Below are 18,315 nucleotides of genomic sequence, written 5' to 3' on the forward strand. Positions count from 1 at the left end.
GATCGCTGGACGGCCCGCGCCGCGCGGTGCTCGGGCGGGGCGGGCAGAGCGAGGAGGAGACGATCATGAAGTTGACGCGCCGGGTAGCGAGTGCAGGTGTGTGTGCCGCCATCGCCGCAGGCGTTGTCGTGGCCAGCGGCGGCTCGGCGATGGCGGCGACTCCACAGGCGGGCGAGCACCGGGTTCTCAACACCACGGCCGCCGTTGAAAGCCAGGGCACGGCCCGCCAGCCCATGGATCCGTGGATCGCCGGCCAGCTGGCGACCTTCTACCCCTCTGCCGCCCACCGGCTGGCGGTGTTCGACCCCTGGGTCAAGGATCAGCTGGCCCTGTCGCATCCCGGCCAGTGAGCACCTCTGGATGCCCAAGAAGTCCTCTTAATCCCTGATCACCGGGCTATCCTCGCCGGAGGCAGAGGCGGCTGACCGGTCGATCAGCCAGACGGCTCGCGGCGCATTGGCGGCTGCCGGGCCGGGCAGCTAAAAGTCTCCCGCCCCTTTCGGGAGTAGGCCCGCACAGCCGGCAGGCGCCGACGGGGCCTGACGCCGCCTGCCTGCCGTCGTGTACAGATATGTCCTCTCGGTTTACAGCGTCCATGAGACAAGGAGCACGGCAAGCCGCGCTTGAGCGTCGGAGAGAGGTCAGAGGCTGATGTAGAAGCGGATAGTGGTGCCCGCCTGGCTGGTGTGGATGCGGACCAGGTCGGCGACGTGGTTGACCAGCAGCAGGCCCCGCCCGCCGGGCCGTTCCGGGGCCGGAGGGCGCCGTCCGGCCAGCGGATCGCTCAGCCGGCCCGCGTCGTGCACCTCGCAGACGACCTGCTCGCCCTCGCTCCAGATGCGCAGTATGCCGCCGCCGGCGCCGTGGATGACGCTGTTGGTGCTCAACTCCGCCACCGCCACCTCCAAGTCCTGCAGCCGCTGCCCGTCCAGCCCCAGCCGCTTGGCGCACAGCACGGCGAACTCACGCACCTCCGCCAGTTCACCGCTGCCGCGGAAGGAGGACGCCTCGGCCTGCGGCGGCACAGCAAGCGCCCGATTGTAGCGGGCGACGACTGCCTGCCACTGGAAGGCGGCCGAGGGCTTGCCCCCGTCCTCGTCAATGACCAAGGGATGGGTGGCCCAGGCATCTTCCAGCACCCGCTCGTCGAGCCGGTCGGCGTCGTACGGGCAAAGGATCGTCACCGCACGCCCGGTAAACGCAAAGTTGATCAGCGACTCGTGCTGCACGCACGCCGGGTACTCCACGCTGGTGCGGCCGGGCCAGATCGGCTCACCGATGATCCGCACCCGTCCGGTGGTGTGGGCGTCGGCGAACCGCCGCAGCACCGCGGGAATGATCCGACCGGGGTTGCGGCCGGCCTGGGTCATATCCACGAAGCGCACCTGCCCAGCGTGGTCGCCCAAGCCGTCCTTGATCGCCTCAAGGCGGTCCGGCGGGGCGGCCACCGCCACCGGCTCACCTGCGGCCAGGCCCTCCAGCACGAAGGGGACCGTGCCGGCCAGATACTGGTCCTCGCCGCGGTAGAACAGCGCTGGATGCTCGAACCGCTCGGCCTCGGTAACGGGACCGGTCACTGTGCTACCTCGATCCCGCCCAGGCCGGGCCAGAAAAGCTCCAGTACGCGCGGCACGTGGGGCGGCGGCTGCTGCACCACGATCCGTCTTCCGCCGCGCAGCGACTGCGCGGCCATCGCCAGGTCCGTCACCCCCGCCACGTCGATGAAGGTCACTTGGGACATGTCCAGGTGCACAAGGCCCTCACCCTGCCGCACAAGCTGGTCGAGTATCTCGCTCCACACCGGCCGCGTGGCAGCGTTGACGTCCCCGGCCGCACGCACACCGCAACGTCCCGGCAGTGGGTAGACCTCCAGGCCGTGCGCACCATGTGAGGGCGCGCCGGAGTGGCTCTCGGTATCAACCGGGACATCCACGCTCATCCCCTCCACGCAGCGTCCATCGTGAGCGCCTACCCCGATCGCAGACACCGACCCCTACCTATACCAGCACCAGCGTCCACGCCGCGCACCGAGGGGACGGCCGCACGTCAGAAATCGATGCCGAGCGGCCTGAAGTCGCTCGTCGCAGTCAGCGACCGTCAGTTGCAGAACTGCCTCGTGCCAGCGATTCGATGAATCGGCCGGATCGTCGAAACGCGGCCAACAGCGAGGACCCGCCGCTCGTGGCGCCAGGGGGAGGCGGGGGCAGTCGTGCGGCGTGAACGAGGACTTCCGGTACTGCGGGAGACGGACCTGGTACGCGCCGGGGAATGTGACCTGCTCGTACGCGTTGGTCTTGTCCGTCGGCGAGTCGGACACCGTCCGTGCGGGGATCGCGAAATGCCTCAACGCTCTGCGGAAAGCAGGCTGCCTGGCGGGGCGTCCGCGGCTCCCGACGCTATGGAGGGCGTCAGTGCACGCGGCCGTGGCGTCGGTCAGGGCGTGTCGCCGGTCAAGTCGAAATGGTCCGCATCACCGGGGCGCGGGTCATACACGGCCCGGCCACTGATGCCGAACTGCCCCAGCTCGGTGGCCAGCGCAACGCCGGTTCCGACCTCCTGCCGTGTGAGGCCGGTGATGTCGAGCAGCAGGCCGTCCAGCGGACCTCCGACCAGTTCGGCGTAGCGCCGTCCGGGCCGCGGGCCCGGGGCGTCGTGGTCGGCACCGTAGACCCGGCCCGCAGCAGTTGTTCCTCATCACGGTCCATCCGTTCAGCCTGACAGCCACCGCTGACAACCGGGCCTTCTCGCCTCAGTCAGGCAAAGAGCGAGAGCCAGTTGCCGGCCTTTCGCCCGGGCACTGGCCTGGTTCTGCTTCTGACGCTCGTGCCCGTCCCGGCGCGCAGCCTCGACAGTCGGCTGGCTTCCACGTCTGGTGTGCAGGCCCGTCCGGCTGCCAAGATGACCTTTTGTGATTGGGCGAACACTGTGTGGGGAGCACGATGGTCGCACCCTTGGCGGTACGTAGGGCAAGTCGCTGGCAGGATTCCATTCGGCTGTTGCTGCTGATCGACGCCGCCGCAAAGCCGCCGGCCGAGGACGAGGACGTACCAGCGGCGACGGTGGGCGTGGTCCACACGCAAGTCCGTCTGCAGAAGTTGGATTTCTGGGTCCGCTACCCGGACTATCTGGCCTTCGAGCTGATGAACGAGTACGAGGCGGCTCCCGATGAGAGGGGACTGCTCAGCCTCGCCTCGGACATCCTGGGCTCGGAAGAGCCGGATCTGAGGCGCTTTCCCATGCTGCGCCATAAATTCGGGGCCTTCGAGGAACTGGATGACGCGCTGGCGCCGCTCGTGGAGCGCGGACTGATCCGCAAGACGCAGGTTCTTGGCCGGAGCGGTCAGAAGCGCGTCGTCGAGCACGTCTACTTTCTCCTCGAGCGCGGTCGCGAGGTGACGCGGTCGCTGGTGAAGGACGCCCCCGCGTTGGAGTGGTATATCAAGCGCACCCAGCTGGTCGTGGCGCTGGTCGATGGGCTCGGCGGTACGCAGATCAAGAATCGGCAGTATCTGTTGAGCGACTACGCCGACACCCCGTGGAGGCAGTACATCTCACCTATCACCGAGCAAGCCCGCGCCCGGCTGCGTCAGCTGGAGGCTGCCGCCCCGGTGCCGGTGTCCGACGTCGACCAGGAGGCCTCGTGACCGCGTCGCCCGAGACGACCACCGGGGAGGTCCGCGTTCCGCGGGCCGGCGACATTCTGCAGAGTGTCGCCGCGAAGCTGGGGCTGACCGCGGAGCAGGTGGAGCGGTCGCTCGCGGAGGCCAACATCACGTTGAAGAGCCCGGCAACCGCCGACCGCCGACTGCGCATGCTGCGCCTTCGGGTCAAGGGGGTGAAGCACTCGGGCGATCCCTTCAGTGTGGAGCGGGACTTCTCGTCGGGCGTGTGGGCGATCGTCCACCCCGACAACAGCGCCGGGAAGACGAGCCTGCTGGAATTCCTGGTCTGGCCGCTTCGTGGAGAGCCTCGCGATCTGCCTTTGGACGTCCGTTCCTGGGTGCGGCATCTGAGCATGGACGTCGCGGTAGCCGGACGCCCCATCCGGATTGTCCTGGAGGTCGATCCCGGCGCTCATCCGGCGCTGACCGGGCGGATCCTCACCGCAGACACCATGGAGCAACTGCTGGCCACGGACGACACCGGGGACGGCCTGCGTCTGCTGGAGCAGGCTGCCGGAACCGACGAGGTCGACCGCAGCATCGGCGCCTTCTTCCTCGACGCGCTGCGGATGGGGCACACCAGCCTGTGGCAGGCCGGCGGCGGCGCCGACGGCGAAGGCGCGCCCCAGGTCCACGGGTGGGCCTCGTACTTCGGAGCGTGTTACCTCAACCCAGGGGGCGACGAGATCCTTCTCGGGGATGTCAACGCGGTGGGCCTGTCCGCCCGGCTCATGGAGCTCTTCGTCGACATTCCCTACAGCACGGTGCTCACCCAGCTGTCGGTCGCCGGCAAGCGGGAGCGCAAGACACTCGCGCAAGGAAAGCGCCGTGCGGAAGGAGACGCCGACGCCCGCAAGGCCGAGCGAACCGTATGGCGGGAGCAACTGAAACTGCTTTCCCAGCAGATCGGCGAACTTCGGGACGTGGCGAGCCGGGACGTGTCCCCCTTGCTCCAGGCCGCCGATGATGCCGCGGCACGGCTTCGGGACACACAGGGTGTGCTGCACGACGCCGAACAGAGCCTGACCGAGATGAGCGCGGCGCGGATGCGCGCCGACCAGGCGCTGCTGGATGCCCGTGAGACCTGGCAGGCGCGGCGGGTGCTGGGCCGGCTCGATCCGGTGTGCTGTCCGCGATGCGAGGAGCCCCTCGATCGTGACCGCCGCCAGCAGGAGCGCGAGGACGCTTCCTGCGCAGTGTGCACCCGGCCGCTGCCCGAGGTCGACGAAGAGACTGCCGAAGCGCTGCTGCAGGACTTGGAGCAGCAGCTCGCAAAGGCGCGGGAGGCGGAGGCCGAGGCACGTCGGCAACGTGAGGCCGCGGCAGCCGCGGTGGACGCCGCGCTCGTCGAGCAGCAAACCGCCGCGGCCGCGCTGCAGACGGCGCTGGCGACGTCGCAGAATCATGAGCGCCTTCGTCAGCTGGAGCTTGAGGCAGCTGGTCTGGAAGGACGCCTCGCCGCCACCGGCACCCGCCCGGAAGAGCCCCCCGTTCCCGTGTCGGTCCAGGTCCTGGAGGCCGTGACCGAGGCCGTACGCGAGGCCGTCGATACGGCCGCCAAGCGGCTTTTCCCGGCGATGAATACTCAGATCGTTGAGCTGGCGACCCGTTTCGGGGTACAGAACCTCGACAGCGTCCGCCTCGACCGCTCCGGCCGGGTCAACGCCGTCAAGGCAGGGGTGAAGACCCCGTTCAAGCGCCTCAGCCGCGGCGATCGGCTGCGCATGCGGATCGCCACGGTCATCGCGCTCCTGCGTGTCGGGGCGGACCGCGGCGTGGCCGCCCATCCCGGTCTGCTGCTGATCGACTCCGTCGCCGCCGAGGAGGTCACCGAAGTACCGGCCCGGACCCTGATCGCCGAGCTGCAGGCCATCGCCAAGGACCTCCCGGACCTGCAGGTCGTGCTGACCACCGCCCAGCCCGAACTCGTCGACGATCTGCCTGCCGACCACCTCATCACCCGCGATAGTGAACACCTGTTCTAAGCTGCTCGCTTCCGGCGCGGCCCAGCAGAGAGGAGAGGACAGTGGCTCCGAGCGTGGACCGGGCCCTCCAGGAGTGGGCCGGCCGGGCGAGCGAGGAAGAACTGGACGTCGGCCCCCGCCTGGAGGATCTCGGCGGAGCAGACGCCGTCGCGGCTGAGGCGGACACGCTGGCCGCCGGACCGCAACTGCCCTACCTCCTCAGCGCGCTGACCCACGGCCTTGACACCATCCCGGCCGGCCAGGCCGCTGCGCTACTCGCGGCTGCGGCTCAGGGCCTGCGCCAGCCTCACTCGGCGTGGGTCCTCGCCGACGCGCTCGACGTCGTGTGCACCCAGCCGGAGCTGGCCGCCCGCCTGGGCAACCGGATCGTACGAGATCTTGCCACGCTCGCAGAGGACGCGCTCACCGGCGACTGCGACGCCGCCCTCGCCCACCCGGCGATCGCCGGGCTGCTACGCCTGGCGGTGGCCGGAGGCTCCCCGCACCGTCTGCTCGCGCTGCTCACCGAGATCACCGGCACCGAGCCCGCCGACGCCCTGGAACGTCTGCCGATCCTGATCGGCATCGCCCGCGACCACTTCGCCGACACCGACCACCTCCTCGACGTCCTCGCCGCCCTGGAGAACCAGCCCGCCCTGGCCCCCGCCACCCGAGCCGACGCGAGCTTCGAACTCGCCCTGGCCGACGAGCGAACCGCGCTGGAGGCCGCCGACCGCACCACCGCCGACGAGCAACTGCGGCGAGCCCTGATGCGGTTCACCGAACTCGACCGCACCCACGAGGCCCGCTTGGACGCCCGCGCCCATGCCGCCGCCATCGAAGCCGTCCTCGCCTTCGCCGACCTCGAGCAGAACCCCACGGGTGACAACAGCGCCCGGCAACGGCTCACCGACGCAGCCATCCAGCTGGACACCACCACCGCGCACCTCGCCGCCTGGACCGGCCGCATGCACCAGCTCGACTGGCTCAGCGCCCGCAGCCTGACCCAAAGCGCCTGGTCGAAGCTCGTCACCACCCTCAACGCCGCACAGACACACCTGGACCAGCCCAGCTGGTACACGCCCGCCGACGCCCTGAACGACCTCCTGCAGATCTACCTCGCCAGCCGCAGCATCCACACCCCCAACAACGGCTCCCCGGGGCTCACGGCGCTGATCAGCCCAGCCATAGAGGCACCCTTCGTACGCAGCCAAGGCCTGCTGCACCAACTGGAGCAAGCCCTCGCCCACGACCCCCAGTTCACCGACCACCCGGACGCCAAGACGCTGTACGACGCTGTACGCCAGCGACGCCGGCAGACGGGCAGTCAAACGCCACCGCAGGAGGCGGTGCCGGGAAAAGCCCTGGAAGGCCGACCCGCGCTTGCCGCGCTCTTTCAGTCTGACGCCACCGGCCTACGCGACGACCTCGACCCTCACCATCTCGACCGGCTCGAGCAGCTCGCACACCAACTCACCAAGGGCTACACCCCCACCGGCAACGCCCGCGTGGACACCCACCTGGAGACCCTGCTCGACACCCTGAAGACCAGCCCGGCCTGGAAGCCCAGCGACAGCCACTACTTCACCCCCCTGCTGGAGCACTTCCTGCGGTTCCTCTACGACCGCTTCGACGCCCAGGCCAACCTCTACGGCGAGCGCATCGCCTACCTCGGACCGGCGCGCAAGGACGCCGACGGCACCCTCGTCCCCTGGAATGAGAAGAACCTCCAGGACGACTTCCACCAGCACATCAGTCCTCTCTTCCCACCGGGCACCGTGGAGCGGGAGAAGTGGGACGTCGCCAGCGGCCGCGCCGACGTCATCTACACGCCGGAGCCCGGCAGCCGCTTCGTAGCCGAGATCAAGTGGCGCACAGCGCAGTGGAAGACCCAGCACATTGTCGAGCGCGACTACCTCGCACAGGCCGCGAACTACACCGCCACCGGACCACCATTCGCTCTGCTCCTGGTCGGCGACGCCAGCGACCACACCGCCGGATACCGCGACATCGAAGACAGCATCTGGATCATCAGGCACGCCCGTAGCGCCACCGAAATCCCCCGCCTGATCGTGGCCGGCGTCCTCCCAACCACACGCCCGACCCCGCACTCTCTGCGTCTACGGCGCTCGGCCGGACCAGCAAGCCGGTGAAGACCCGTCTCAGACCAACCAGCCGAGCAGTGCCGACACCCCCGTCCCTCTCTGCGGAGGCGCACGCAAGCGCGTTGCCACCGCCGGTCCGACAGCGGCTGGGAGTGTGGTCGGCGCATGGGCAGGTCAGGTCACCCGTCGGCGCTTCACCGGTTCCGGCCTGCAGGACGCGTCACTCCCCCCCGGGAGGAGCAGCACGGTCGGGCTGTTCGGACCTGAGGCACCTTCTCAGGTCCGGCCCGCAGCGTTCACACGAGATCGGCGCTGCCCACGCGGCGTCCCTGGCCCAGGCGCACTCCCTATCACGGCCGCGCCGCTGGTAGATCGCCGTACGGCTGACGCAGAGCGCGGCGACCAACGCGGGCACGGTGGCGCGAGGCTTGCTCAGCTCCTCCATGAGACAGGCCACCCGCTGGGGAATCAGCCGTATGGGCCTGCTGCGGCCGTAGGGCGCCGAGACGACGCTGACGGCATCGCATGCGGCCGCGAACGCCGGGTCGGCTCATCGCCAGCCGCCCGGGCAGAAGTGTGGCGGGACTGGCCCGTTGTCCGGACCAGTCCCGCCGGTGCAGGCCCGGCGTCAACCGGTCTGCGGTGTCCCTGCTTTGCTTCGGTTTGCGGCCAGTAGCGTGCCAGGGAGGTCCGAGGTCGGGGGGGGGGGGGGGGGGGGGGGGGGGGGGGGGGGGGGGGGGGGGGGGGGGGGGGGGGGGGGGCGGCGCCCCCCCCCCCCCCCCCCCCCCCCCCCCCCCCCCCCCCCCCCCCCCCCCCCCCCCCCCCCCGACGCTCGAACGTGGTTGCATCCAGGTTCCCGTCCCGGCCCGGCCGCGGCAAGGCAACGTGGAACGCCGGTGAGCCCACAGACAGGACGGCCTGCCCGGCGGGCTGGAAAAAGGCAGTGGCCGGGGAGGTGCGAGCCATCCAGACGCTGGCGTTGCGGCCGTAGAGAGTTTTTGGGACGCCTGGAACACGCGTGAGCCGAGGATCCGCGCGGGTACGGCGGGGCGTGGCATCCTGCACTGCACCGGGGCGTGGCAGCGTCAACTGCCATGAGCGCACCGGTTCTTGCGGCCAGTAGCACACCACTCGTGCGGGTCGTCGGCATCAAGCATCGTCGGCGGCCCGCCCGTCTGCCAGGGAGGCAGTCCAGCATGTCCACCACCTCCAACGGCGCCCCCGCGCCCGCCCGCGGCCGTAGCCGCCCGTCCCGGGCGCCGGTCACCGCCGCGCAGGCCTTCGGAATCAGCGTCTTTCCCCTGCTGGGTGCGGGCCTCGCCGGCAACGGCATGCCGGTGCGTGACGTCCTCGTTCTCCTCGCCGGGTGCGGAGCGATCGGCGCCGCCGTCTACGCCGTCGGCGGGAGCGGCCGGCTGCTGCTGCAGGCCTTCGCGGCCGCGCTGCACGCCGCCGCCCGCCGGTAGAAGCGGCGGGTCGACGATGCGCGCGGCGCGAACCGCCCCCGCCGGCTCGCCCGGTGCCGCCCTCGGCCTCATGCTGGAGAACCTGCGGCAGCGAGCCCAGCTGACGTTCGCCGAACTCGCCGAGCGCACCGCTGCGCTCGGCGATCCGGCCCTGGCCGTCTCGGCCGCCACCCTCAAGCGCGCGGCCGGCTGCCACACCCTGCCGAAGGAGGCCACCGTCGTGGCGTACGTGCGCGGCTGCGACGCCACCGCGCAGCAGGAGCGCAGGGCGCTTGAGCTGTGGAGGCGGGCCCGGGCCAAGGACCGCGGGATCCTGGGCCGGCTCCACGCTCCCGGGGTCCACAACATCCGTACTCGTCAGGACTTCACGGCCGCACTCGCGGCCGTCTACGAGGGCGCCGGGGCGCCACCGCTGCGCACCGTCCAGCAGCGCGCCGGCACGGTTCCCCAACCGGCCGGAGCACCCGGCGGGCGTGAAGTGTTCCTTCTTCCTCTCGGAACCCTCTGGCGCATCGTCAACCGGAAGACCAAGCTGCCCGCCTGGAACCACTGCGAGGCCTTCCTGCAGGGCTGCGGTGTCACCGGCAAGCGCACGCTCGCCCAGTGGCACAAGGCCTGGGCGCAGGCCGCTACCGGCACCGCCACGGCGGCTCGCGGCGCACGGCCACCGGTGCGGGCTCAGGCCGCGGAATCGGCGCAGGTTCGCCAGCTCCTGCATGCCTTGGGGGTGTACAAGAGCGCCAACAGCCCGGACGACTTCGACCTACTGGCCGAACAGCTACAGCGCAGCGGCATGCTCAGGGAGCTGTACAGGGAAGTGCGCAGGCGCGACGGCCTCGCCCCGCTGCGCGTGCACGGCATGTCCACGGCGGAGTACGCGCAGTTGATGAGGCGTGACCGCCCCGCCCGGAACGCAAAGATGGGCGGCCCCCTCACCGATGACGGCCCCGTGGAGCTCGTGCCGATGAAGTCCAACGCCGCACCCTCGCATGGGTCGAACAGGCCTGAGGACCGGCGTAAGCGGTCGGGGCCCCTTCGTACTGCGGGCATGAGGCAGGAGCCGCGCAGGGCCGGTCTGCCCGATGCGGTCCACGGCGGGTGACGGCAGAGCCGGTAACCGGGCGTCGCGCGGCAGGGCTGTCGGGGCGCCCCGTACCGGGATGCCCGGCTGGCAGCCGCAGGACGGGTGTCCTCACGCAGGCGCTCACCCCTCTCTTCCACACCGGGCCCCGAGGGCCGCACGGCCGTGCGGTCCCGGTCGCGCTCACCCCCCAGGGGGTTGCCCGAGGTGTGGGGACCGTCCGTGCCCGAGGTGCCGCCATGCCCGCGGGCGGGTGTGCCGGCCGGCCCGTGAAGCCGGGACAAAATTGTCACTCCGCCCCGTGTGAGCTGGGCTTTCTCACACGTCGGGAGCGTACGTAACTTTCGGGGGCGCGCTGGGTTCGGCTGGAAATCCGCCGGGTCCCGCTGCCACGATCCACATGTCCTCACCGCGGTCGGCGCCGCCGCGGCGGGACGAACACCGCGGGACCGCGCAGGTTCTGCGGACCCCACCCGCCAAGCTCTGTGTTCACGAGGGATGTTGCCATGCTCCGTTCTTCTCCGGCGCGCACCGCGACCGCCGTCCCGGTCGGCTTCCACAGGCCGCCTGCGGCCCGGGGTGCTGCCGCGCTCCGTCTCTTCCACAGCGGCTGTACCCGTGTCGGAGGAGGTGCCCGGTGACTCGTACGGCGACGCGTTCGGGTGCCGGCGACTGCGCGGGTGCGGTGGAACTGGCCGCGCTGGTCAACTGGATGAGCAACGCGCGTGGCCGTGTCTCCTACGGGCAGCTCGCTGAAGCGGCCACGGCGGCCGGGCACCCGGTCACGGCCAAGACTCTGCGCCGGGCTGTCGACGGCCGGGTTCCTACCTCGCAGGCGGTGACCGCCTGGGCCGTCGGTGCCGGCGCCGATCCCCGGCCGGGCGAAGCGCTGCTCAGGCGGGTACGCGCGGCGCGCAACCCGCTGGCCCGGATGCAGTACGACGCCTCTCGCATCACCAAGCGCGCCGGGGTGGTACGTGCGATGAAGGTGGTGCTGGCCCGCGCCGGTCTCACGCTGCGGGAGCTGGAGACGGCTCCCGAGGCCGGCTACCGGCTGCGGAGGTCGACGGTGTCCGCCGTGCTGCGCGGCGAGCGGCCGGTGACGGCCGAGCTGCTGACGGCGTTCTTGGAGGTCTGCCACGTGACCGGCGGCGAGGCGCGCCTGCTGATGGCCGCTCGCGACCGGGCCGAGGACCCGCGATCGGGCAGGTGCGGGGAATCGTCCTATCCCTGCGCGGTCGCCGAGCGCGCTGAGGACCAACGCACCTACCAGCGAGACCGGCGCCGCTACCGCGGCCTCCCCAACGATGAGGATGAAGAAGAGGACGGGTACCAGGCCATGCTGCGCGAGCAGCGGGAGGAAGACCTGCTGAGCGACGAGGAGCTCGAGGCGATGCAGGCCGAGGCCGCGCAGGCACCGCCCCCTGACATCAGCCCGGACGAGCTGCGCCGGATGATCGTCCGCTGCCTGCGCGAGGACCGCGACCGGTCGCCGGAGTCCTGAGCGGCCCCCAGCGCGCTGACGAGCCCGCGCGGCGCCCGGTCGCCCATCCGGTGCGCCGACGCCGCGCCGTAAAAAGGAAGCTCCATAGGCGCCGGAATCCAGAATTCCGGACATCAGGAAGATCAAAACTGGACGTGTGACACACATCACAGAAAGCCAATGAGCGTCCGCCAAAAAATCGAACGACTGGGCGGAAAATTCACCCAAAACCCCCTCCGCGTGACAAGGAATGCATGATCAAGAGCGTCACGAATAACATTCGAAAGGGAGCTCCCGGAGCACCCTGCTAGCATTTCTCGCACTGGCACTCATTAACGATGAAACAGGAGGAACAGTCATGGCCGGCAACGAGGAGGAAGAATCCGCCCGGGACCTCCCCGAGAAGTCGGCCGAGCCTGAGGGTCCCGGACGCAGGACCGAGCGGATCGCGCTCATCTCCTACGTCCTGTCGACCTTGTACTACGGCGCCCACATCACCTACGTGGTGTGGCCGTGGTTCACGCACCAGCTGTTCTGGCTGGTCAAAACCTACATGTAGTACGTGCGGGGCCCGCTCCACCTGGCAGTGGCCCGGGCCCCGCACCGGACTTGGCCGCCCCCGGGAGCCCGCATCCGAAGACCCATCTTCAGGACTCCCGGGGAACACTTCTCCAAGACCGCCGCCCGGAGATTCGGCATCGCCGATCTCCGGGCGATTTCATTCTAGCGCTCCAGCGGAGTGAAATCACCACCTCGCACGCCACACTTTCATCCCGGACGACCACAGCTGCCAAATCCCACGAAACGATGTCTCGTGCGAAAAACGAAGCTTGCAGACATGTGTTTTCCACTGTGAGATTTCCACTAGATCTTTCACCGGCCGCGCTTCCCCCCAGGAACCATGTTCACAAATCACTTCCCGAACGATTTGGAACGCGCAGCACGGGAAGTGACACTTTCACTTTCACCGTCGTGCAGTGAAAGTGACACTTTCACTTTCACCGCGGTTTCGTGCAGCAGACCCGTCCGATTGCTGAATCAAACCGCGCCGGGGTGAGATCGGCGCACTGGAGGACGCACTGCGCGTGGCGGGCCGGCAGGCACCCTGCGGAAGGAGCCGCGGTGTGCCCGGCGGCCGGTCCCCGCTGCCGGCCGGGGCCGCGTGCCGCAGGGCGAACACCCCGCACCCACAGAAGGGTTGCCGTCGGCAGCCGACGGACGAGGAGCGCTGGATCCAGCAAATCTCATTGCGATCATCGCTGCAGACTGTGATGATCGCTGTATGCATCCGATTGAAGAACTGGCCGCGCTGCGCCACCCCATGCCCGAACCCGGCACCGTCACCCCCGAGGACTGCTACGCCGACGCCTGCGAACAGGTGGAGGAGCAGCGCAGGAACGACGCCCTCAATCTGGAGGCCGCGGGCCTGGAGCTCGAGACGGACCCGCTGCTGCTGGCACTGGACGACCTGAAGGCGCAGAAGCAGGCCGTGGACGCCCGGATCCGGCAACTGCTGGCCTACGGACGCGAGTTCCACGGCAGCCGCCCCTACCAGTTGGAGGAACTCGCCCGCCACGCCGGATACAGCCCGTCGGGGGTGCGCACCGCCTACGGCGAGACGGAGATCAGGCAGGTCGCCGCGCAGATCGGCCGGGAACCAAACCGGCCCCGCCGCGACACCGCCGGCAGTCGGTGACCACGGCGGCCGACGCCACGCCGCTGCCGACTTCGGTCCCTTGCCTTGCTGCCGCCTGTCAGCGGATCTGCCGCAGGCCTTGAGGCGGCAGATGCTGGCCGGCCGGCTGTGGCCGGTGAACGGCGGCCTGCCGTGCGCAACCTCAAGGAGCAGTGCGCCCTCGCCGGGGGCACCGCTCACGTGGCGCTGCGTGTCCTGCGGGGCGAGGGGGTGGGCCGGCATCGTGCGACGGCAGCGGCAGCCTCGCCGCTGCCCTGCCCAGGGACGCTGAGGCCAGCGACGGGCCACTGGCACCGGGCTTGAGACACCGCGCGCCTGGGGAGGGCGGATGGGGTTCACCGCGGTCCATGCCGACTGGGGGCGGCTGGATGCGTCGTTGGACGATCTCGGGTGCGGCCGTGCCTGGGAGGACGTCCATCGGGTCAAGGGGGTGCAGCTGGCGTGCCCGGAGTGTGGGGGCCGGGTGTTCGCGCGGGTCTCCTCACGCCGTGCCCGGCACTTCTACCACCAGCAGCAGCCCCGTGACTGCGAGCTGGCGAACGAGTCGTACGAACACCACCTGCTGAAGCTGGAGTTGGCCACGGCCGCCCGGGCGGCGGGGTTCACAGCACAGCTGGAGGTGAGCAGCGAGCGGCGCGACTGGCGTGCTGACGTGCTGGTCTTCGATGAGCAGGGCAGGGCGTTCATGGCTCTGGAAGCGCAGCTGTCGCCGTTGACGCCGTCAGAGGCGCGGATGCGTACCGAGCGCTATGCGCGAGATGGTGTGGGGGTGTGCTGGGTCGGGCTGCAGGGCAGGCCCTGGCAGCGTGCCGTGCCCTCGCTGCGGGTGGAGTCGCCCGAAGGCCGCGGGGGCGGCTGGACGGTGCGGCAACGGCATGGCGCGCTACGCCTGGGCTCCGCGCACGCTGGCGGGGACGGCGGGATGGACCCACATCACCTGCCCGCTCGGCGATGCCATCGGGTGGATCCTCCAGGGGCGGGTGCACCCTCATACCGGCCCGGGTGGCACGGTGTGGTGGACGGCCGACGCGTACGTGCAACTGGCGGCCGCCCGCGCCCGGATGGAAGCGGAAGCCGAGGCCGCCGCACGTGCCCGGGCTGCCGAGCAGGCCCGCCGGGCGGCCGCGGCGCGGGCCGCCGCCGCCGAACGGCGCCTTGAAGACGCCCTGCAGCGCGCCCAGGAACGGCAGGCCGAGCAAGAACGTCTGGCCGCCTTCCTCCAACACGCCGGAATAGACCCTCAGCTGTGGCCCACCTTCACGCAACTGGTCCGCACCGCATCCGGCAAACCGGTCGAGTACGGCGTCCAGAGCCCCGCCCACGGCAACGGCCTGCTCCTCTACAGCAGGCCCCGCCCGGGCGCCGCGTTCACCCTGGCCGGTGTGGTGTGCCCCGACCCCCAGGCACTCGCCCAGTGGCCGGCCGAGCTGACCATCCTGGTCCCCGGCCAGACCTGGCTGGCCCGCATCCAGGCCGCCGCCCGCACCCCGCTGAAAGTCGCGGTGCTGAACCCGATCACCAAGCGCTGCGCCTTCCTGCGCATCACCGCCCAGCCCCCGGAACCCGCAACGCCCGGCGGCGGACACACCTTCACCCGCCGCGCCTTGTGCTGAACGGACACCGAGACCGGCCGCAACCGGCCACTTCCCGTCATCCGCGCACGTGGGGTGAAGGAGGCTGGGTAGGCTGCACGTTGCCGTCCCGGTGGTCTCCCCCGTGCCACCGGGACGCTCCCTTGCCGGCAGCCACGCCTGCGGCCTGCAGCGGAACGGCAGCGCCACCGACACGCACCCGCCTTCTCCCCGGTCGCCGCGCACGGACGGCCGGGGCCACGGCGGCAGAGGCCGCAGTTTCTACGCGCGGCCGAGGCCCTGAGGGCGCTGCTGCTCGTGCACGGCGGTCTGCTGCTGAGCACGGTCGTGGGCAGCCAGGCGGCCGGAACCGGGCGCGGGGGCCGGGTAGTCGGCGCTCCGCTGCCTGTGCCGCTCGCGCATCTCTTCGATGCGGGCTCGCAGTTGGTCGGGATCCGTCTTCCGGATCAGGTCGGCCAGCTCCGCGTAGGCTGCCGCGTCCTGTTCGGACATATTCCCCTGCGGGGGGCTACTTGACTTCACCGTAGAAGATGGCGGTGGGCATGCTGCTCATGCCCTCGTCGTGCGGGCTGATCTCGAGCTGCGTCTTAGGAAGTGACGCCAGGCGCGGGCAGCCGGGCGAGGCGGCTGCCGGGACGCGCGTGTCACCGCAAGGCCTGGGACGCTTCGGTGGGCGGGCCGGCCGGCTCCCCGGGCTGCCGCTTCCTGCGGCACCGGTTGACGGCGTCGATCGCCGCCGCGCTGCCCTCGCCGTCCTCGATACGGGCCCGGTAGTCGGCCCAGTCGGCGTCGGTCCAGGCGTCGACCGCGCCGGGGAACGACGCCTCGTCTGCCGTCACGCCGGCTCCTGCGGGACGCCGTACAGGCCCGCGCAGCACTCGCAGGCCCGCAGGTCACCGACCGGGAAGCGGGGGGATGCGGTCCCCGCGCACCAGGCGCACGAGGCACCGCTCTTCTGCCGCTCCGTTAGCCGGTCGCGGTGGATCACCGGGGCGTCCACGAGTCCTGGCATGGGATGCGAGGGTGTGCCGCGCGTCGTCATCTGAAAGCTTGCCTCGCGCTCGCTGTCGTTCTCGGCGCCCCGGCTGCCTCCGACGGGGGAAGCGGCTGCAGCCGGGGCCGTTCACCCACCTAACCGCCGCCGGCGGCACGGGGGTTAGGGGACCGTGCGGGGCAGCACGGTGAACCCCCTAGGGGAAGTTGGTCGCTCCTTTACCTGACGGTCGAAGATCACGGCGCTACGGTGCGTGGATGGCCACCACGCGAAACGAGGCGCTGGTGCGGTGGATGCAAGACCACGGCCACAGTGCCAACAGCCTGTCCCGCGAGCTCAATGCGGCCCTGGAGGAGATCACCGGGCGACCGGGGCGGTTCGACGGCAAAGCGGTGCGTGACTGGCGCGCCGGGCGGGTCCAGTGGCCCAACGCGGCGACCCGCGCCGCTTTCAAGCGGGTGACCGGGCTGGAAGCTCCCGCTTTAGGGTTCGTGCCGCGGGGCCGGACTCCGTCTGCCCCGACCACAGCGCAGCAGGAGGATTCCGACATGAAGCGCCGTACTCTGCTCGGCATCACGGCGGCCGCTGCCGCAGCGGCCGCGCCCGGCGCCGCCGGGCCCCGCCGGATCGGCATGAGCGACGTCGAACGCCTGCAGGCGCGGTTCACCGAGATCATCGCCAGCGACCACCGCCACGGCGGCCGGCTCGGCATCGAGCAGCAAGCGGCCGCCCTCGCCGATGAGGCGCTGAACCTGCAGAGCGCCGGCAGCGCCACCCAGCGGGTCCGCAGCCACCTGTACGCGTGCGCGGCCGCCTTCCGGTCCTCGGCGATGTGGGCCGCCATCGACGGCCGCCGCTACCACGACGCCCTCGCGCACATGCGTGAGGCGCAGGCCCTCGCGGAGCTCTCCGGCGACCAGAGGATCAAGTTCCGTATCTGGTCGCACGCCGGCACTCTGTACCGGCACATGGGCCGCCCGGCCGACGCCTTCGCCGCCAATGACGTCGCCCGCAGCTTGCACATCACCCGCCGCGACCCCCTCTTCGCCTCCCTCGGGCTGGCCCGGCAGATGGCCATCCACGGCGCGGCCCAGGACCGCAGCGGCCTGCGCCGCACGTTCGACCAGGCGCAGGACGCCATGGAACGCGCCGATCCGGACGCCTGCCGGCCGCTGTGGCTGACCGCCTTCTACGACCGGGCGGAACTGCATTCGCTCGCGCTGTCGGCCTACCTGGCGCTCGGCGACCATGTGAGCGCCGAGTACCACGGGCACCGGTGCCTGGCCTTCTTGCGCCCGCACATGCACCGCTCCCGGGCGATCACCACCAGCCGCCTCGCCCACGCCCAGCTCGCCCAGGGCGAGGCCGACGCGGCCACGGCGACCGCGATGCGGGTCCCGGCCGACGCCGCCACCCAGCACGCCCGGGTCTCGCGGATGCTGCGGGAGTTCGGGGCCGCGCTGCGCGCCACCGCGCCGGGCAGTTCTACCGTGCAGGCCTGGAGCGAGCACACGGCCACCTGGAGGACCGCCGTATGATCCCGGCGCCTGCCACCGACCTGCGTACCTTCACCACGCTCGATCCTGTCCGCGGGGATCTGATCGACGTGTACGCCGAAGTGCGCGCCCCGCTGCTGCACCTGCCGAACTACGCCGTCACCGCCTTCGGTGAACGCCTGGACCGGCACGGCATCGAGCCGGGCTTCACCGCGGTCCTCGCCTACGCGGACCACCAGCCGGTCGGCTACGCCTACGGCAATCGCATCGAGCACGGCGACCGGTACTGGCAGCGCACCACCCCGCCCCCGGCGCAGGAGTACACCGCGCGCCCGGCCCTGGCCGTCAAGGAGATCGGGGTAGTACCGGCGTGGCGCAAGACCGGCACCGCGCGGCGCATCCACGACGCCCTGCTCGCCACCCGCGACGAGCCGTACGTGACGCTCATGGTCAACCGGGCGGCCGGCGACGGCAAAGTCCACGCACTGTACCGGTCGTGGGGATATGAAGACATCGGGCACAGCCAGCCCTCAGCCACCTCCCCGCTGCTGACGGTGATGATCCGCCCCACCCGCTTGCCCGGCGCGAAGAGCACCGCGTTCGCAAGCTGAGCGGGCGCCGAGTGCTGCGTGGGCGACGGCCCCGCCGTGTGGGACGCACGTCAGCGTCGGCGGGCCACTGATCCCGGCAGGCGGGACTTTGTGCGCATCCCGGGCTGTGCCGCGGCCGTACCGGGCACTGTGGCCTGTGAGCATCGGGCCGGTGGGCAGCTGACG

At 70.8% G+C, this 18,315-nt stretch carries 17 protein-coding genes and 2 pseudogenes; 13 read left to right on the forward strand and 6 right to left on the reverse strand.

Annotated features, from left to right (window positions below):
• Positions 1 to 65: 65 nt before the first annotated feature.
• Positions 66 to 350 carry a hypothetical protein gene (locus ACGFZN_RS35845; protein WP_393862647.1) on the forward strand — a complete coding sequence of 95 codons (285 nt, stop codon included), beginning with the start codon at positions 66 to 68 and terminating at the stop codon, positions 348 to 350.
• A 291-nt stretch (positions 351 to 641) separates the two neighbouring features.
• Here ACGFZN_RS35845 and ACGFZN_RS35850 read toward each other — a convergent pair whose 3' ends face one another.
• The 3 genes and pseudogenes from ACGFZN_RS35850 to ACGFZN_RS35860 all read right to left on the reverse strand — a co-directional run bounded on the left by ACGFZN_RS35850 (position 642) and on the right by ACGFZN_RS35860 (position 2,705).
• Complete coding sequence (locus ACGFZN_RS35850; protein ID WP_393862648.1) at positions 642 to 1,577, reverse strand: anti-sigma factor RsbA family regulatory protein; 936 nt, start codon at positions 1,575 to 1,577, stop codon at positions 642 to 644.
• Entirely contained in the window at positions 1,574 to 1,939 is a 366-nt protein-coding gene (locus ACGFZN_RS35855) for an STAS domain-containing protein (RefSeq protein WP_393862649.1), read from the reverse strand. The genes ACGFZN_RS35850 and ACGFZN_RS35855 overlap by 4 nt, the downstream gene beginning before the upstream one ends.
• Before the next feature lie 494 nt (positions 1,940 to 2,433).
• Positions 2,434 to 2,705: pseudogene (locus ACGFZN_RS35860) on the reverse strand (hypothetical protein).
• Positions 2,706 to 2,996: 291 nt separating this feature from the next.
• On the opposite strand from ACGFZN_RS35860, the gene ACGFZN_RS35865 reads away from it, so the two are divergent.
• From ACGFZN_RS35865 to ACGFZN_RS35910, 10 genes and pseudogenes are all read left to right on the forward strand, one after another.
• Positions 2,997 to 3,644, forward strand: a complete 648-nt coding sequence (locus ACGFZN_RS35865; RefSeq protein WP_393862650.1) for a hypothetical protein — start codon at positions 2,997 to 2,999, stop codon at positions 3,642 to 3,644.
• Positions 3,641 to 5,647: a hypothetical protein gene (locus tag ACGFZN_RS35870; RefSeq protein ID WP_393862651.1), complete on the forward strand. Its 2,007-nt coding sequence runs from the start codon at positions 3,641 to 3,643 to the stop codon at positions 5,645 to 5,647. The genes ACGFZN_RS35865 and ACGFZN_RS35870 overlap by 4 nt, the downstream gene beginning before the upstream one ends.
• A 41-nt stretch (positions 5,648 to 5,688) precedes the next feature.
• The gene (locus ACGFZN_RS35875; protein ID WP_393862652.1) at positions 5,689 to 7,779 is read left to right on the forward strand and encodes a hypothetical protein; all 2,091 of its coding nucleotides are present in this window, start codon (positions 5,689 to 5,691) and stop codon (positions 7,777 to 7,779) included.
• A 1,148-nt stretch (positions 7,780 to 8,927) separates the two neighbouring features.
• The gene (locus tag ACGFZN_RS35880; protein WP_393862653.1) at positions 8,928 to 9,197 is read left to right on the forward strand and encodes a hypothetical protein; all 270 of its coding nucleotides are present in this window, start codon (positions 8,928 to 8,930) and stop codon (positions 9,195 to 9,197) included.
• 16 nt (positions 9,198 to 9,213) lie between these two features.
• On the forward strand, positions 9,214 to 10,299 hold the full coding sequence (locus ACGFZN_RS35885; protein WP_393862654.1) for a hypothetical protein: 1,086 nt from the start codon (positions 9,214 to 9,216) through the stop codon (positions 10,297 to 10,299).
• A gap of 616 nt (positions 10,300 to 10,915) precedes the next feature.
• On the forward strand, positions 10,916 to 11,782 hold the full coding sequence (locus ACGFZN_RS35890; RefSeq protein ID WP_393862655.1) for a hypothetical protein: 867 nt from the start codon (positions 10,916 to 10,918) through the stop codon (positions 11,780 to 11,782).
• Between the two features lie 337 nt (positions 11,783 to 12,119).
• Entirely contained in the window at positions 12,120 to 12,320 is a 201-nt protein-coding gene (locus tag ACGFZN_RS35895; protein ID WP_393862656.1) for a hypothetical protein, read from the forward strand.
• Between the two features lie 723 nt (positions 12,321 to 13,043).
• Positions 13,044 to 13,457, forward strand: coding sequence for a hypothetical protein (locus ACGFZN_RS35900; RefSeq protein WP_393862657.1), 414 nt, complete (start codon positions 13,044 to 13,046; stop codon positions 13,455 to 13,457).
• A gap of 328 nt (positions 13,458 to 13,785) precedes the next feature.
• Positions 13,786 to 14,178 (forward strand): annotated as a pseudogene (locus ACGFZN_RS35905) (competence protein CoiA family protein); the annotation flags it as partial.
• A gap of 154 nt (positions 14,179 to 14,332) precedes the next feature.
• A complete protein-coding gene (locus ACGFZN_RS35910) occupies positions 14,333 to 15,070 on the forward strand; it encodes a hypothetical protein (RefSeq protein ID WP_393862731.1) in 738 nt (245 codons plus the stop codon).
• Between the two features lie 240 nt (positions 15,071 to 15,310).
• Here ACGFZN_RS35910 and ACGFZN_RS35915 read toward each other — a convergent pair whose 3' ends face one another.
• The 3 genes from ACGFZN_RS35915 to ACGFZN_RS35925 all read right to left on the reverse strand — a co-directional run bounded on the left by ACGFZN_RS35915 (position 15,311) and on the right by ACGFZN_RS35925 (position 16,061).
• Positions 15,311 to 15,541: a hypothetical protein gene (locus tag ACGFZN_RS35915; protein ID WP_393862658.1), complete on the reverse strand. Its 231-nt coding sequence runs from the start codon at positions 15,539 to 15,541 to the stop codon at positions 15,311 to 15,313.
• Positions 15,542 to 15,693: 152 nt separating this feature from the next.
• On the reverse strand, positions 15,694 to 15,888 hold the full coding sequence (locus ACGFZN_RS35920; protein WP_393862659.1) for a hypothetical protein: 195 nt from the start codon (positions 15,886 to 15,888) through the stop codon (positions 15,694 to 15,696).
• Complete coding sequence (locus tag ACGFZN_RS35925) at positions 15,885 to 16,061, reverse strand: hypothetical protein (RefSeq protein ID WP_393862660.1); 177 nt, start codon at positions 16,059 to 16,061, stop codon at positions 15,885 to 15,887. Before ACGFZN_RS35925 ends, ACGFZN_RS35920 begins: the two co-directional genes overlap by 4 nt.
• Before the next feature lie 239 nt (positions 16,062 to 16,300).
• Between ACGFZN_RS35925 and ACGFZN_RS35930 the strand changes: the two genes are divergently transcribed.
• Both ACGFZN_RS35930 and ACGFZN_RS35935 read left to right on the forward strand, forming a co-directional pair.
• Complete coding sequence (locus ACGFZN_RS35930) at positions 16,301 to 17,581, forward strand: XRE family transcriptional regulator (RefSeq protein ID WP_393862661.1); 1,281 nt, start codon at positions 16,301 to 16,303, stop codon at positions 17,579 to 17,581.
• A complete protein-coding gene (locus ACGFZN_RS35935) occupies positions 17,578 to 18,150 on the forward strand; it encodes a GNAT family N-acetyltransferase (RefSeq protein WP_393862662.1) in 573 nt (190 codons plus the stop codon). Before ACGFZN_RS35930 ends, ACGFZN_RS35935 begins: the two co-directional genes overlap by 4 nt.
• Positions 18,151 to 18,315 lie beyond the last annotated feature (165 nt).

The organism is Streptomyces sp. NPDC048192 (genome assembly GCF_043202415.1).
GTDB lineage: Bacteria > Actinomycetota > Actinomycetes > Streptomycetales > Streptomycetaceae > Streptomyces.

Bases quoted from the DNA above. Each gene is read 5' to 3' on its own strand.
- ACGFZN_RS35895 (WP_393862656.1), top strand. From the start codon at position 12,120: ATGGCCGGCAACGAGGAGGAAGAATCCGCCCGGGACCTCCCCGAGAAG.
- ACGFZN_RS35930 (WP_393862661.1), top strand. From the start codon at position 16,301: ATGGCCACCACGCGAAACGAGGCGCTGGTGCGGTGGATGCAAGACCAC.
- ACGFZN_RS35915 (WP_393862658.1), bottom strand. From the start codon at position 15,541: ATGTCCGAACAGGACGCGGCAGCCTACGCGGAGCTGGCCGACCTGATC.
- ACGFZN_RS35935 (WP_393862662.1), top strand. From the start codon at position 17,578: ATGATCCCGGCGCCTGCCACCGACCTGCGTACCTTCACCACGCTCGAT.
- ACGFZN_RS35845 (WP_393862647.1), top strand. From the start codon at position 66: ATGAAGTTGACGCGCCGGGTAGCGAGTGCAGGTGTGTGTGCCGCCATC.
- ACGFZN_RS35880 (WP_393862653.1), top strand. From the start codon at position 8,928: ATGTCCACCACCTCCAACGGCGCCCCCGCGCCCGCCCGCGGCCGTAGC.
- ACGFZN_RS35910 (WP_393862731.1), top strand. From the start codon at position 14,333: ATGGCGCGCTACGCCTGGGCTCCGCGCACGCTGGCGGGGACGGCGGGA.
- ACGFZN_RS35855 (WP_393862649.1), bottom strand. From the start codon at position 1,939: ATGAGCGTGGATGTCCCGGTTGATACCGAGAGCCACTCCGGCGCGCCC.
- ACGFZN_RS35900 (WP_393862657.1), top strand. From the start codon at position 13,044: ATGCATCCGATTGAAGAACTGGCCGCGCTGCGCCACCCCATGCCCGAA.
- ACGFZN_RS35925 (WP_393862660.1), bottom strand. From the start codon at position 16,061: ATGCCAGGACTCGTGGACGCCCCGGTGATCCACCGCGACCGGCTAACG.
- ACGFZN_RS35885 (WP_393862654.1), top strand. From the start codon at position 9,214: ATGCGCGCGGCGCGAACCGCCCCCGCCGGCTCGCCCGGTGCCGCCCTC.